This window comes from Aurantiacibacter rhizosphaerae, assembly GCF_009807005.1.
GTDB classification, from domain to species: Bacteria; Pseudomonadota; Alphaproteobacteria; order Sphingomonadales; family Sphingomonadaceae; genus Alteraurantiacibacter; species Alteraurantiacibacter rhizosphaerae.
Map to the genome: position 1 here is coordinate 1 of NZ_WUBR01000001.1, position 14,215 is coordinate 14,215.

Annotated in this window: 14 protein-coding genes; 4 read left to right on the forward strand and 10 right to left on the reverse strand. The window is 62.8% G+C overall.

What is annotated here, in order from left to right:
- On the forward strand, positions 1–793 hold a 793-nt coding region (locus GRF63_RS00005), incomplete at its 5' end, for an electron transfer flavoprotein subunit alpha/FixB family protein (RefSeq protein WP_160483982.1).
- 59 nt (positions 794–852) lie between these two features.
- Positions 853–1,797 carry a hypothetical protein gene (locus GRF63_RS00010; RefSeq protein ID WP_160483983.1) on the forward strand — a complete coding sequence of 315 codons (945 nt, stop codon included), beginning with the start codon at positions 853–855 and terminating at the stop codon, positions 1,795–1,797.
- On the opposite strand, the gene GRF63_RS00015 is transcribed toward GRF63_RS00010, so the two are convergent.
- The 6 genes from GRF63_RS00015 to GRF63_RS00040 all read right to left on the reverse strand — a co-directional run bounded on the left by GRF63_RS00015 (position 1,794) and on the right by GRF63_RS00040 (position 9,036).
- A complete protein-coding gene (locus GRF63_RS00015; RefSeq protein ID WP_160485300.1) occupies positions 1,794–3,002 on the reverse strand; it encodes a DUF445 domain-containing protein in 1,209 nt (402 codons plus the stop codon). The genes GRF63_RS00010 and GRF63_RS00015 overlap by 4 nt on opposite strands.
- Positions 3,003–3,057: 55 nt before the next feature.
- Positions 3,058–6,507, reverse strand: a complete 3,450-nt coding sequence (locus GRF63_RS00020; RefSeq protein ID WP_160483984.1) for an efflux RND transporter permease subunit — start codon at positions 6,505–6,507, stop codon at positions 3,058–3,060.
- A 19-nt stretch (positions 6,508–6,526) separates the two neighbouring features.
- Entirely contained in the window at positions 6,527–7,711 is a 1,185-nt protein-coding gene (locus GRF63_RS00025; RefSeq protein WP_160483985.1) for an efflux RND transporter periplasmic adaptor subunit, read from the reverse strand.
- Between the two features lie 279 nt (positions 7,712–7,990).
- The gene (locus tag GRF63_RS00030; RefSeq protein WP_160483986.1) at positions 7,991–8,254 is read right to left on the reverse strand and encodes a GlsB/YeaQ/YmgE family stress response membrane protein; all 264 of its coding nucleotides are present in this window, start codon (positions 8,252–8,254) and stop codon (positions 7,991–7,993) included.
- A gap of 123 nt (positions 8,255–8,377) precedes the next feature.
- The gene (gene sciP, locus GRF63_RS00035) at positions 8,378–8,677 is read right to left on the reverse strand and encodes a CtrA inhibitor SciP (protein WP_160483987.1); all 300 of its coding nucleotides are present in this window, start codon (positions 8,675–8,677) and stop codon (positions 8,378–8,380) included.
- Complete coding sequence (locus GRF63_RS00040) at positions 8,674–9,036, reverse strand: hypothetical protein (RefSeq protein ID WP_160483988.1); 363 nt, start codon at positions 9,034–9,036, stop codon at positions 8,674–8,676. The genes sciP and GRF63_RS00040 overlap by 4 nt, the downstream gene beginning before the upstream one ends.
- Positions 9,037–9,152: 116 nt before the next feature.
- On the opposite strand from GRF63_RS00040, the gene mnmA reads away from it, so the two are divergent.
- Positions 9,153–10,319 carry a tRNA 2-thiouridine(34) synthase MnmA gene (gene mnmA, locus GRF63_RS00045; RefSeq protein ID WP_160483989.1) on the forward strand — a complete coding sequence of 389 codons (1,167 nt, stop codon included), beginning with the start codon at positions 9,153–9,155 and terminating at the stop codon, positions 10,317–10,319.
- Here the strand turns inward: mnmA and GRF63_RS00050 are convergent.
- Entirely contained in the window at positions 10,316–10,663 is a 348-nt protein-coding gene (locus GRF63_RS00050; RefSeq protein ID WP_160483990.1) for a hypothetical protein, read from the reverse strand. The genes mnmA and GRF63_RS00050 overlap by 4 nt on opposite strands.
- A 32-nt stretch (positions 10,664–10,695) precedes the next feature.
- Between GRF63_RS00050 and GRF63_RS00055 the strand changes: the two genes are divergently transcribed.
- Positions 10,696–11,868 (forward strand): serine hydrolase domain-containing protein, encoded by a 1,173-nt coding sequence (locus GRF63_RS00055; protein WP_160483991.1) that lies wholly within the window; start codon positions 10,696–10,698, stop codon positions 11,866–11,868.
- Here the strand turns inward: GRF63_RS00055 and GRF63_RS00060 are convergent.
- From GRF63_RS00060 to pdxH, 3 genes are read right to left on the reverse strand one after another with little or no spacing between them, the layout of a single operon-like run.
- Entirely contained in the window at positions 11,853–12,668 is an 816-nt protein-coding gene (locus GRF63_RS00060; protein ID WP_160483992.1) for a PhzF family phenazine biosynthesis protein, read from the reverse strand. The genes GRF63_RS00055 and GRF63_RS00060 overlap by 16 nt on opposite strands.
- Positions 12,665–13,600 (reverse strand): cation diffusion facilitator family transporter, encoded by a 936-nt coding sequence (locus tag GRF63_RS00065; protein WP_160483993.1) that lies wholly within the window; start codon positions 13,598–13,600, stop codon positions 12,665–12,667. The genes GRF63_RS00060 and GRF63_RS00065 overlap by 4 nt, the downstream gene beginning before the upstream one ends.
- The gene (gene pdxH, locus GRF63_RS00070; protein WP_160483994.1) at positions 13,597–14,208 is read right to left on the reverse strand and encodes a pyridoxamine 5'-phosphate oxidase; all 612 of its coding nucleotides are present in this window, start codon (positions 14,206–14,208) and stop codon (positions 13,597–13,599) included. Before pdxH ends, GRF63_RS00065 begins: the two co-directional genes overlap by 4 nt.
- Positions 14,209–14,215 lie beyond the last annotated feature (7 nt).

Below are 14,215 nucleotides of genomic sequence, written 5' to 3' on the forward strand. Positions count from 1 at the left end.
GCACGGCGCCATCGCCGGTGTGGAGAAGGTGCTGGTGGCAGACGATGCCGCCTATGCCGATGGCCTGGCCGAGAACGTCGCCCCGCTGATCGCCGGGCTGATGGACGGTTATGATGCCGTGCTGGCGCCTGCCACCACCACGGGCAAGAACGTGCTGCCGCGCGTTGCCGCGCAGCTCGATGTGATGCAGGTGTCCGACATCATCAGCGTGGAAGGGCCCAAGAGCTTTACCCGCCCGATCTATGCAGGCAACGCCATCGCCACGGTGGAGAGCAGCGATCCCAAGCTGGTGATCACCGTGCGCACCACCGCCTTTGACAAGGCAGAGGCCAGCGGCGGCAGCGCCGCAACAGAGGCCGCCAGCGGTCCCGGCGATGCGGGGCTCTCCAGCTTCGTGGGGCTGGATGCGGTGAAGTCCGACCGTCCCGAACTCACCAGCGCAGGCATCGTCGTATCCGGCGGGCGGGCGCTGAAGGATGCAGAGACGTTCGAGCAATATATCACCCCGCTCGCAGACAAGCTGGGCGCCGCCATCGGCGCATCGCGCGCGGCGGTGGATGCAGGCTATGTGCCCAATGATTACCAGGTCGGCCAGACCGGCAAGATCGTGGCGCCCGAAGTCTACATCGCCGTGGGCATCTCCGGCGCGATCCAGCACCTTGCAGGCATGAAGGACAGCAAGACCATCGTCGCCATCAACAAGGACCCGGACGCACCCATCTTCCAGGTCGCCGACATCGGCCTGGTGGCAGACCTGTTCAACGCCGTCCCGGAACTGACCGAGAAGCTGTAGGTTTTTCCGCTATTTGACAACCAGGGCCTCCCCCGTATGTTTGCGGACGGAGGCCCTTCTTGTATCAACGCACAGTCCTGCCGGTATTTGCCGTCCTTACCGCGGTTTTTGCCATTCCCGTTGCCGCGCAGGAGGATCTGCATCCCATCAATCCAGAAGCGCAGGAGCTGATAGACAGCGGAGCGATCCATATGCCCGACGGCCTGTGGTCGCTCAGCGAAGCCGTCGATGGCTGCTCCTTGCAACGGAACTTCCTGCTCGACGACAATCGCGTCACACTGGCCATGAAGCGCCTGCAGGGCGGCTATCCGATAGAGTTCGCTCTGGTCGGCGGCGAGTTTGAACCCGATGAACCGCTGCAGGCAGGATTCCAGCCGGGTCGCAACGGGCTGGAGGAGCACAGGTTTATCGGTGCGGCGTCGGCAGGAGATCGCAAGGGCGTATTCTTTTCCGCCCAACCATTTCCGCGCGGCGGTTTCGCCGCCCCAGCGCAAAGCGTGCTGGCGCCCGACACGCAATACTTCATCGCCCAAAATGACGAGGGTTATGCCGTGGTTCTGCGCACAGGGCGGATCGACCTTGCGCTCGACGCGCTGGAGCAATGTGGCGAGCGACAGCTGGCCAGCCTCGGTGTCGACCTGAATCGTCCCAACGGGATTTCCCGCAGTGCCGTTTTGCTCAACGCGGATGAGTTTTCCGACCAGTTTTCGCGCGCCTACGGCCGAGTCATTCAGCAACAACGCAGGAATGTAGAGAGCGATCTCCATATCCGGCTGGTGATCGATGGCGATGGCACGCTGGCCCACTGTCACGCAGGCGACGGCCTGACGCCACGGGCGCTTCGCGAAGCGGTTTGCGACATGGTGCGCAAGAATGGCGAGTTCCGGACTGCGCTGGACAATAATGGCCAGCCTATCGCGGATACATGGTCCACCAGGGTGGCATTCCGTATCATGATGGACCAACCCGGCGCCGATGGCACCATCCATCGTGCGCGGGACTAGAAGACCTGCGTTAGAAGGTGAATCGTAACACCAACCAGGCCGCCAACCAGCGTGCCGTTGATACGGATGAATTGCAGGTCGCGGCCCACGGCGCTTTCGATGCGGCCCGTCACCGTGCTGGCGTCCCAGCTTTTGACGGTGTGTGACACCAGCCCAACGATTTGCTCTCCATAGCGGTTCACCACGCCCACCAGCGTGCGGCGAGCAAAGCGGTTTATCTGCAGTTGCAGGCGAGGATCCTGCCGCAGGGTTTCGCCCAGTTCCGCCAGCGAGTGGCCGATCTCGCCGTTCATTGCGTCGTCCGGATTGCGGATCTTTTCAATCAGCGAGCGGCGCAAACGCTCCCACACGCCCATCCACCAGTCGGATACGGCGGGATTGGCCAGCAGGTCATTCTTCATCCGCTCCACCTTGGCGCGGGTTTCGGGATCGTGCTGCAGATCATGCGCCAGCTTTTCCAGTCCCTGCTGCACCTTGCTGCGCAGCGGATGATCGGGATCGACCAGAATTTCAGCCAGCAGGCGATACAGGCCATCCAGCACCGAATTGGCGAGGCGCCCGTCCAGCCCCGCCCAGCGGATGATGGAATTGGCGCGATCCTGCACCATGGTGCGCACCATCTCCTCGTTATCTTCCAGCGTCAGCCCGGCCCAGCGGATCATGCTGTCCATCAGCGGACGATGGCGATTGTCGGCAATGGCGGCTTCCAGCATGCGGCCCAGCAGCGGAGACACATCCAGCTTTTCCGCCTGCCGTGCGAGGCCTGCCTTCACCTGCAGGCCAAGCCTGTCCGGATCGAGCGATTCGAGCAATTCCACGAACAATTGCGCAGCACCCGCGCGCAGGCGCCCTTCGGTAGAATCGCCGCGCTTCACCAGGAAATCACCCGCCGCGCGGGCCACATTCATATCCCGCATGCGGCGCGCCACCACGATGGGGGTGAGGAAATTGGTGCGCAGGAACTGCGCCATCGTATCCGCAATCCGATCCTTGTTTTGCGGAATGATGGCGGTGTGCGGGATGGGAATGCCCATGGGATGGCGGAACAGGGCTGTCACGGCGAACCAGTCTGCCAACCCGCCAACCATCGCAGCCTCCGCAAAGGCGTGCACATAGCCCCAGGCCGGATGCACGCTCAGCATGTTGTGCGCCAGCAGGAACACGCCCGCCATCCCTACCAGCAGCAGCGTGGCGGCGATCCGCATGCGGCGCGCGCGATCGGGCGGCAGGGCGCCGCCGCCCTGCATCGTCAGGCTGCCCTTACTCGGCAGGCTGGGCCTCCGCATTGGAAGGTATTTCATCGCCTGGCTTGTATGTCAGCAGCCTTTCGCGCAGCCACGGGCCAAGCTTCTTCTCCAGCCCGTCTGCCAGGCTGAAGCCCGCGGGCACGATCAGCAGGGTCAGCAGGGTGGAAAGCAGCAGACCGCCGATCACCACCGTACCCATTGGCGCGCGCCACGCGCTGTCTCCGGTAAGCGATAGCGCGGTGGGCACCATGCCCGCCGTCATCGCCACGGTCGTCATCACGATTGGCTGTGCACGCTTGTGTCCAGCCTCGATAATGGCGGCCAGCTTGCCCGTGCCATCGTTCATCTCCTCGATCGCGAAATCGATGAGGAGGATGGAGTTCTTCGCCACGATACCCAGCAGCATCAGCATGCCGATGAAGACCGGCATCGAAATCGGGTCTGGCTGGCCGTTCTTCACAAGGCCCACCACAACCAGCGCAACGAAGCCGCCAAGAGGCGCGAGGAACAGCGAGCCCATGTTGACCAATGGAGATACAAGGCGGCGATAGAGCAGCACCAGCACTGCAAAAACCAGCAGCAGGCCGGTGATTACGGCGATGATGAAGCTTTCGATCAGTTCGCCCTGCCATTCATCCGCGCCAACCGGCTGATTGGAAACGCCGGTGGGCAGGTTCTGCATGATCGGCAGGTTGTTGATGGCGTTCAGCACATCTCCGCGCGCCACGTTTGGTGCGATATCCAGGCCCACGAAAACGCGCCGGTTCTGGTTATACCGTTCAATCGAGGTTGGCCCCATGCCAAGCGAGATATCGGCCACGCGGCTGAGCGGGACGGAGCCGCCGCTGGCCGTTGGAACGGGCAGGTTCTCGATCGTGGAAAGGCTGCGCCGGTCGTTCTCTGCCAGGCGCACGCGGATCGGGATCTGCCTGTCGGACAAGGAGAACTTCGCCGCGTTCTGATCGATATCGCCCAGCGTGGCGATGCGGATCGCCTGGCTCAGCGCGCTGGTGCTGACGCCGAGGCTGGAAGCCAGATCCTCGCGCGGTTCGATCAGCAGTTCAGGCCGCTGGAGATCGTAATCGATCCGTGGTGCAACGGCACCTTGAACGCTTTCCATCTGCTCCACCAACGTATTTGCCGTGTTGAAAAGCAGATCGGGATCGGAGCCGGACAGCATGATGGAGATGGCCCGGCCCGTGCCGCCACCGCCGCCCTGGTTGTTACGAAAATTGACGCGGGCATCGGGAATGTCCTGCAGCACCGGCGTCATCTCGCGTTCGAATTCCAGGCTGGTGCGCACACGATCATCGCGCAGCACCATGGAGATACGGCCCGAACCCTCATTGGCCACGCCCAGCGCCAGCGCCACTTCCTGTTCCTGGCTCAGGCGCTCGGTAATATTGTCGATGACTCTCTCGGTCTGCTCCAGCGTGGTGCCCGGCACCATGGAAACGTCGATGCGGCTGAAATCGCTGTCATTATCGGGGAAGAATTGCTGCGGAACATTGCCGGCAATCACTATCGTCAGGCCCAGCGCGGCAACGCCCACCAGCATCATCCAAACACGGTGATCGAGGAACCGCGCGCCCAGCCAGCGGGCCCTTGCGGTAAAGGGCGTGGAATAGCCGACGAGGCGGCCATAGATGATGCCGACGAGGAAATTGACGAGGCCGCCAACGATGTAGGCCGGAATGGCCATCAGCAGGAACGTGGAGAAGGACGGGAATTCCACTCCGCTGGAGACTTCGGCCCCTTCCTGCGCAACTGCCGCAGATTGCTCCGCACCGCTGCCCAGCAGCATGGGAAGCCCCAGCAGCAGGAAATAACCCACCAGCAATGCCGCCACATGGAAATACCAGCGCGTGGGCGCATGGCCGATGCGTTCGCGCATGGCGGAGAACGCCGTTGTATCCAGCGACCAGCGCAGAACGCGCATATAGCGATCCATCATCGGGCCTTCGCCATGTTCGGCCACGCCCTTCGCCTTCAGGAAATACGCCGCCACCATGGGCGTGATCATGCGCGCAACCGCCAGCGACATGAGGACCGACACCACCACGGTGAGGCCGAAGTTCTTGAAGAACTGGCCGGAAATGCCCGGCATCAGGCCCACGGGCAGGAATACCGCGACGATACAGAACGTGGTCGCCACCACGGGCAGGCCGATTTCATCGGCAGCATCGATGCTGGCCTGATAGGCGCTTTTGCCCATGCGCATGTGGCGCACGATATTCTCGATCTCGACAATGGCATCGTCCACAAGGACACCTGCCACCAGTCCGAGTGCGAGCAGCGACAGCGTGTTCAGCGAAAAGCCGAGCAGATCCATGAAATAGAAGGTGGGAATGGCCGAGAGCGGGATGGCCAGCGCAGCGATGATCGTTGCCCGCCAGTCACGCAGGAACAGGAACACCACCACCACGGCCAGCAACGCGCCTTCCACCAGCAGCGCCATGGAGCTTTCGTACTGGTCCTTCGTATAGTCGACCTCTGTGAACAGGCGCGTGAAGGTGACGCCGGGATTGGCCTCCTGCACCTGTTCCAGCACGGCGACGGCATCATCGTAAACGCGGACATCGCTCTCCCCGCGGGCACGCGTGATGGAGAAGGTGACGACCTGCTTGCCATCCACTTTGGCCAGCGTGCGCACTTCGCCGAATGAATCGGTGACGCGGGCAATGTCGGCCAGCTTGATCGAGCGGCCACCGCCAAGGGCGATCTGCGCCTGCGAGAGTGCATAGGCATCCTTCGCATTGCCCAGCACGCGCACGGACTGGCGCGATCCGGCGATCTCTGCCTGGCCGCCCGCGGCATTCAGATTGAGCTGGCGCAGCGCGCTGTTCACCTGGCTGGCCGTGACGCCCAGCGATTGCATGCGGCCGGGATCGAGGATCACCAGTATCTCGCGATCCACACCGCCGCTGCGGCGCACTTCGGCCAGTCCTTCCACCGTCAGCAATTGCTTGGTGACGGTGTCATCGATGAACCAGCTCAATTGCTCCAGCGTCATGTCGTCGGCAGAGACACCGAAGGACACGATGGGCTGAGAACTGGTCTGCTGCTTGAAGACGCGCGGCTCCAGAATGCCATCCGGCAATTCGCCGCGGATATTGTCTATCTCGCTTTTCACCTCGTTCACGGATTCGGCGATGTCCGTGCCAAGGGCGAATTCGATAACCGTTTGCGAGCTGCCTTCCGCCGCGGTGGAGCGGATTGTTTCCACGCCGTCGATCGTCTGGACGGCAGCCTCCACCCGCTGCGTGATCTGGTTCTCAACCTCCGGCGGCGCGGCACCGGGTTGGGAAATGACGACAATCACCACCGGAAATTCGATATCCGGCTGATCCTGCACGTCCATGCCACGAAACGCCAGAATGCCCGCCAGCATCAGGCCGATGAAGGCAAGTATCGGGACGATCGGATTGCGGATCGACCAGGCAGAGATCTGGTTGAAGTTCATGTTGCGGAGCCTGCCGTACCTATTCGGTTACTGGGCGAACCGTTTCGCCCTCCGTAAGGAAGCCGCCAGCGCGCAGCACGACCCGCTCTTTCCCGGAAAGCCCCGATGCCACCACGATGCCTTCATCGCTGATCATGCCGACTTCGATGGGGCGGCGAACCACGGTGTTGTCCTTGTCCACGATATAGACATAGCTGCCGTTGTCGTCGGAAAGGATGGCGCTTTCGGGAAGGCGCGGGGCGACCACGGTTTCGCTGGCCAGTTCGATGCTGGCAAAGCCGCCGGGGCGCAGCGCGGGATCATAGCTGAGCGCGCAGCGCGCCGTGCCCTGCCGGGATTGTTCATCCACCACGGGTGATTTCTGCCAGACGGTGCAGCTGAACTGCTCGTCCCCGCCCACCGGCGTGATCGTGCCGACTGCGCCGACATCGACGAGGTTAAGCTCTGCCTCGCCAATACGGGCCAGCAGTTCCATCTCGCCGCCGCGCGCGATGGTGAACAATGCGCCTGCGCCCGGCCCTACGACCTGACCCGGCTCCACTGCGCGCGTCAGCACGAGGCCGGCGGCGGGTGCCACGATATTCAGCTGGGCGTTTCGGGCACGGCGTTCGCCCAATTGCGCGCGGGCAACCGATACACGCGCAACGGCGGCGTCACGGGTGGCGGTAAGACGGTCGATATCGGCCTGGCTGATAAAGCCGCGCTCCACCAGTTGCAGGGCACGGTCCAGATTGGCCTGCGCCAGTTCGGCATCGGCCTGCGCCACCTTGATTTGTGCTGCCTGCGCGGATTCCTGCTGGCTTTGGACAGAGCGATCGATCACGGCCAGCACCTGTCCCTGGCGAACCCAGTCGCCCGCATCGACTGGCACCGAAACCACCCGGCCACCTTCGCCAACAGCGCCGACGGGAATTTCACGGCGAGCGGCCAGCGTCCCGGTCGCGTTGATCGCGCCCTGCAGCGTGCCCGCACCGGGCGCCAGAACGGTGACGGCAGGGACCGTGGTGTCTTCCGATGGTGCGAAAGCCACTTCTTCTTCGCCGCCGCTCAACATAAGCGCAGCGATCAGCGCGCCTGCCACCAGGATTGCCAGCACGATCCACATGCGCTTGCGCCCCTCGCGCCGGTCATCGGCGGAAGGCTCATCGTCCAGGATAATGCGGTCTTCGGTATCGACCGGATCGACTCGGCTCTCGTAATTCATCGGCACCATGCCTCTTTATGCGCGCGCAGGTATCATAACACGAGTGGCGACCCCGCGCGACCGGCCCGTTTGGCCGTTATTTCGCGCCATAGACCGATGTTGGTGCACTGCGCAACGCGCCGCTCTGCCAATGCGCAACCCTGTCCGATGAAAGGCAGGGTCGTGAACGGCAAAAGGGACGGAAAGCCGCAGCTTCCCGCCCCTTTGGCGCGAATTGTATCAATTTGTCGTTTCAGTGTGCCGGCAGGGGCCAGCAGCAGTGATCAACGGCAGCAGTGATTAACGAACGCGACCGCGCTGAACCAGATTTACGATACCAAGCAGGACAACGGCGCCCAGCAGGCTCATCAGCAGGCCGGGGACGCTGAATTCGGTAAGGGTGGCGCCAACGCCGATCAGTGAACCGATGAAACGGCCGATGAAAGAGCCGATAACACCGACAACGATATTCCAGAAAATGCCCATCGAGGCATCACGGCTCATGATCATGCTGGCAATCCAGCCGATGATGCCGCCTACGATAATCGCGATAATCCAACCCATTATATTCCTCCTGCGTAATGCCCCCATTTGTGGAGGTTGCAGGAAAGGAAACGCCGATTGCAGTAGGTTGTTCCGGTCACTCGATCCCGGCTGCTGCAATTTTGTTCAAAACGCGAGAATTGTTCAATATTTCAACTGGCGCTCATACAGGTCGCGATAATGCTGGATGCGGGTAACGCGCAGGCCCTGCATGCCGGAACGATCGACGGCGCGCTGCCAGCCGGCGAACTCTTCCAGCGTGAGGTTGTAGCGTTCGAGGACCTCGTCAATCGTCAGCAACCCGCCGTTTACGGCCGCAACAACCTCCGCCTTGCGACGCACGACCCAGCGCTTCGTCTTGGGAGAAGGAAGATCGTTGATCGTTAGCGGTTCCCCCAGGGGGCCGATCACTTGCGCTGGTCGGATTTTCTGGTTTTCGATCATGTGTTTCCTCGGGTGGCCCTTGTGTCGCAATCATTGTCGCAATCAACGTCGCGATCAGCGTGTGGACTATGTTGTGCAGCGTGGCCTTTGCGATTGGCTAAATCATCAGGGTTAACAACAGGTTCGTTTTCGCCCTGCAGGTGACATTCGTGTTGCGAGGCAAGATGCCGCGCGGAGTCGGCATCGAAGCTGGCAAGCACACTCGATCCGCAGGCGGCCAGCTCTGCGCGCAGCTCTCTGGCTGCGGTCAGCCGGGCGACGAGATCGGCCCATTGCAATTCGCACAGCGTATCCTCCGGCATTTCGCCGGTGGCGGAATTGCGCGAGTCGAGCGCTTCTGGAATATTCCCTTCGAACATGCCCACTGTATCTAGGCAGCAAGCGTCAAGATCGGGTAAATCTTGTTTTAACCGAAACTTGACGTGCGCATTGGGGATTTTGCGTGATGCCCCGTGTAGTGTAGGGGCGCTGCATTATGTCCAGCATCGCCGACTTTCCTCTTTCGGTTAACGCCGAGCAGCTTTTCGACCTGCCGCGCCCCGCGTCTGAATGCCGGATCGTGGTGGCCATGTCCGGCGGCGTGGATTCCTCCGTCGTCGCGGCGCTGGCTGCGCGCAGCGGCGCGGAAGTGATGGGCATCACCCTGCAATTATACGATTATGGCGCGGCCACGGGGCGCAAGGGCGCGTGCTGTGCGGGCGATGATATCAACGATGCGCGCATGGTGGCAGACAGGCTGGGCATCGCCCATTACGTGTTCGATCACGAAAGCAGCTTTCGCGAAGACGTGGTCGAGACATTTGCCGATGAATACCTGGCCGGTCGCACGCCCATCCCCTGCATCCGTTGCAACATGGGGCCCAAGTTCACCGATCTGCTGCGCATGGCGAAGGAACTGGGCGCCGACTGCCTCGCCACCGGCCATTACGTGCGCCGCGTGGAAGGCGAAGCTGGCCCGGAACTGCACCGCGCGCTGGATCCGGCGCGGGACCAGTCGTATTTCCTCTATGCCACGACCGAAGAACAGCTGGATTACCTGCGTTTTCCTCTGGGCGGCCTGCCCAAGACAGAGGTACGCGCGATTGCCGAGGAATTCGGCCTGCGCGTGGCGAACAAGCCCGACAGCCAGGATATCTGCTTCGTTCCCGATGGCGATTACGCCAAGATCGTGAAGTCCATGCGGCCCGAAGGCGCGCGCGCGGGCAACATCGTGCATGCCGAAACGGGCGATGTGCTGGGCCAGCATCCCGGCATCATCCACTACACCGTTGGCCAGCGGCGCGGCCTGGACATCGGCGGCCAGCCGGAACCGCTCTATGTGGTTGGAATGGATGCTGAAAAGGCAGAAGTGCTGGTGGGCCCGCGCCGCATGCTGGCGGTGCAGGCGGCTGAGATTATCGAAACCAATCGCATCGGCCCGCTGCCCGAAGCGCCGCTGACGGCAAAGGTGCGATCACTGGCACAGCCGGTGCCGGTCACGCTGGAAGGCAAGCCCGGCGATGGCGAGACCATAACGATCCGCTTCGCATCGCCCGAATTTGGCGTTGCGCCCGGACAGGCGGCGGTGATCTATGCAGGAGACCGCGTCATCGGCGGTGGCTGGATCGAGGAAACCGAAAAGGCCGTTGCGGCTCAAGGCTAGCCGTCCCATTCCTCCAGCGCGCAGCCCGCGCCCTCGCTATATGTCGCGGTGGTGCTCTCGATCAGGGGCACGCTGGCGGTAACGCTTTTCGCGTCGGCATCCTCGCTGATCCACAGGGTGCCCATCCCGGCCAGCAGATCATCCTGACAACTGCCCATGTCCCGCCCGCCGATATAGCGGCAGGAGCAGGTGTATTTCGCGGCATAGCCCGTGCTCGCCTGCGAATAGCCGGCAATCACTTCTGCATAATACCATGCCACGCCGCCGATGATCGCGGCCAGCACGACGAGAAGTTTCAGCCATGGGAGGCCGCGCGTCTCGCGCGCCTGTTTTGCGGTTGCCATTTGCCGGATCCTGCAGGAAAGGGTGAGCGCCAATGACGCTTCGCTCCCTCCCTAGCCGCCCACCTGCCCGCTCGCCAAGGGTGTTTCCATCAATCCTGTCGGGATTGGGGCTGGCGGCGCTGGCCCTGCTGGCCGCCTGTTCGCAGGACGGGCCGCCACCCGATCCGCCGCTGCCCGAAGGCGCGCTGGAGGCGGTGGTGGACGATCCCGGCGTGCCGCGGGAAAAGCTGGCCCGCGCGGTGGACGCCTTGTTCTCTGACGACGATGTGGGCGAGACGCAGGCCGTCGTCGTGATGCACGCGGGCGAAGTGGTGGCGGAACGCTACGCCGAAGGGTTTGAGCCGGAGATGCGCTTTGTCGGCTGGTCCCTTTCCAAAAGCGTGACCGCCGTTCTTACAGGCATGATGGTGGCCGATGGGCGCATGGCGCTGAACGGTGCCGCCCACGTGCCGCAATGGCAACGCATGGGCGATCCGCGCAGTGGCATAACCCTGCGCCACCTGCTGCAGATGCGGTCCGGCCTCAGGCACAAGGAAGGCAGCGAGCCTGCCTACAAGTCGGACGATGTGCGCATGCTGTTTCTGGACGGGCGCGCAAACACCGCCGGATGGGCGGAGGCGCAATCGCTGGAACACGAACCCGGCACGACCTTCGCCTATTCCAGCGCGACCACGGCGATCCTCAGCGATATCCTGGCAGACACGGTGGCGCCCGATGCCGACAGCGAAACCCGCCAGCAAGCGATGCAGGAATTTGTCGACGCGCGGCTTGCCGTGCCATTGGGCATGACGTCGCTAACCGGGGAATATGACGCCAGTGGCACATTGCTGGGCGCCAGCAGTTTCTGGGCAACGGCGCGCGACTGGGCGAAGTTTGGCGAATTCCTGCGCAATTACGGCTCTATCGCGGGCGCGCAGATCGTGCCGCGCGGGTGGATCGAATTCATGCGCAGCCCCAGCCCGGCCTCCCCCGATTACGGCGGGCAACTCTGGCTCAATCGCCCATCCGGCACAGAGCGGGAAGTGCTTTTCGGCGGAAACCACGGAGAGGATATCTTCGGCGCGGTGGGCCATCTGGGCCAGTACATCATCGTCGCCCCGGAACGCCGCCTTACCATCGTGCGCCTGGGGTGGACGCAGGAGGAAAACCGCGATTCCTTGACGCAGGACCTTGCCGATATCGTGGCGCTCTACCCCTCCAGGTAAAAGCGCCCCTCCACCACCGTTACACAATCGCCGGACAGGATCGCGCGGTCGCCTTCGAGCCGGCAGGTCGCATGCCCGCCGCGCTTCGACGCCTGAAACGCGGTGAAGCTGTCGCGGCCCAGCCGCTCTGTCCAGAACGGCGTGAGCACGGCGTGGGCGGAGCCTGTGAAGCTGTCTTCATCCACCCCGCCGCCGGGCACGAAATTGCGGCTGATCACATCAGTCTCCCTGCCCGGCGCGGTGCAGATGAATTGCGCGTCGCCCAGTTTGGCGAGGCCGCGCAAATCCGGATCCAGCGCGCGGATGGCGGCGGCATCGCGGTATGCGAAGATGTGATAGCCATCGGGATTGCTCCAAACCTCTTTCGGCTCTGCGCCCAGCAGGGCGATGGCTTCTGCGTGATCCGCAGGGTCTGCCTTTTCGGTCGGGATGGCGGGCAAGGCCAGCTCGTACCCCGCATCAGCCCGCCGCACTTCCAGAATGCCCGCCTTGCGCGTGGAGAAGGTCACCACATCGCGCGCGGCGTTTTGTGACAGCAGCACATGGCCGGACGCCAGTGTTGCATGGCCGCAAAGGGCCACTTCCAGCGTTGGCGTAAACCAGCGCAGGGCATAATCCGCATCGCCATCGCGCGTTTCCACAAGGAACGCCGTCTCGGCGAACATGTTCTCCTCTGCAATCGCCACCATGGTGGCATCATCGGGCCACCTGTCCACGTTCACCACGGCGGCCTGGTTGCCGGAGAAGGGTTTGGAAGCAAAGGCATCCACATGCCAATAGGGGATAGACTTGCGGGTCATTCGGTATCCTTGAGATGGGCAAATTCATTGGTTTCGGCCAGCGGATTGTCAGGCTCATCCACATGGCCAAGCGGATCGATATGGATCAGCAATTCCAGGTCGGGAAACTGGCTGCGCAGGTCTTCCTCCACCCGCTCTATGATATCGTGCGCATCGTTCACGGTCATGCTGCCCGGCAGATCGACATGGAACTGCGCGAAATCGTGATAACCGCTGGTGCGCGTGCGCAGATCGTGCAGGTTGGACAGTTCCGGGTGCTTTGCCGCCGCTTCCACGAATGCGCGGCGCTTTTCCTCAGGCCATTCGCGGTCCATCAGGTGATCGATCGCCTCCGTCGCGGCAGACCATGCATTCCACAATAGCCACGCCGCAATGGCCAGGCCGAACAGCGGATCGGCCTTGGTAAAGCCCATGTACTGATCCAGCACCAGCGCCGCGATCACCGCGACATTCAGCAGCAGATCGGATTGATAATGCACCGAATCCGTCTTGATCGCGACGGAGCCGGTGCGCCGGATTACATAGCGTTGCCACGCGATCAGGCCGAAGGTGGCGGCGATGGCGATCACCGAAACGGCGATGCCTTCTTCCGCGGCCCGCGTCTCTCCACCCTCTGCCAGGCGCTGTATCGCGCGAAAACCGATGGCGCTGGCCGACAGCACGATAAGGATGATCTGGAACATCGCCGCCACAGGCTCTGCCTTGCCGTGGCCGAAGCGGTGATCCTCGTCAGCAGGCTGCGCGGCGACCCACACGCCCACCAATGTAGCCACGCTGGCAACGAAATCCAGCGAGGTATCGGCAAGGCTGCCCAGCATCGCGGTGGAGCTGGTCTGCCACACGGCCCACAGCTTCAGCGCGCCAAGAAACAGCGCGGTCAGCATCGATGCCATGGCCGCACTGCGGGTGAGGGAGGCACGCGTATCGCTCATGGGTACAACAAACTGCTGGTCCACGCGCCGTTCCCGCTATCACGCTCGAAACGGCGGCGTTCGTGCAGGCGGTTCGGGCGATCCATCCAGAATTCAATGGCATGCGGAGACAGGCGAAATCCGGTCCAGTGCGGCGGGCGCGGCACTTCGCCCGCATCCTCATATGCCTCGCGAAGCTCTGTAACGCGGGCATCATAGGTGGCCCGGCTATCCAGCACCCGCGACTGTTCGCTGGCGGCAGAGCCGACCTGGCTGACGAAGGGGCGCGAATGGAAATAGGCATCGGCCTCCTCCTTGCTCACCTCCTCCAGCGGGCCTTCGATGCGGATCTGGCGGCGCAGGCTTTTCCAGTGAAACAGCAGGGCCGCCTGCGGATTGGCGAGGATTTCACCGCCCTTGCGGCTTTGCGCATTGGTGTAAAATACAAAGCCGCGCGCATCATGGCCTTTCAGCAGCACCATGCGCACCGACGGTGCGCCAGTCGGCGTGGCCGTGGCCAGCGCCATGGCATTGGGATCGTTGGGCTCGCTCTCCTGCGCCTCGGCAAACCAGCTGTCGAACAGATCGAAGGGATCGCCTTGCGGGATGGCATTTGCGGTTTGGGTCATATACGGC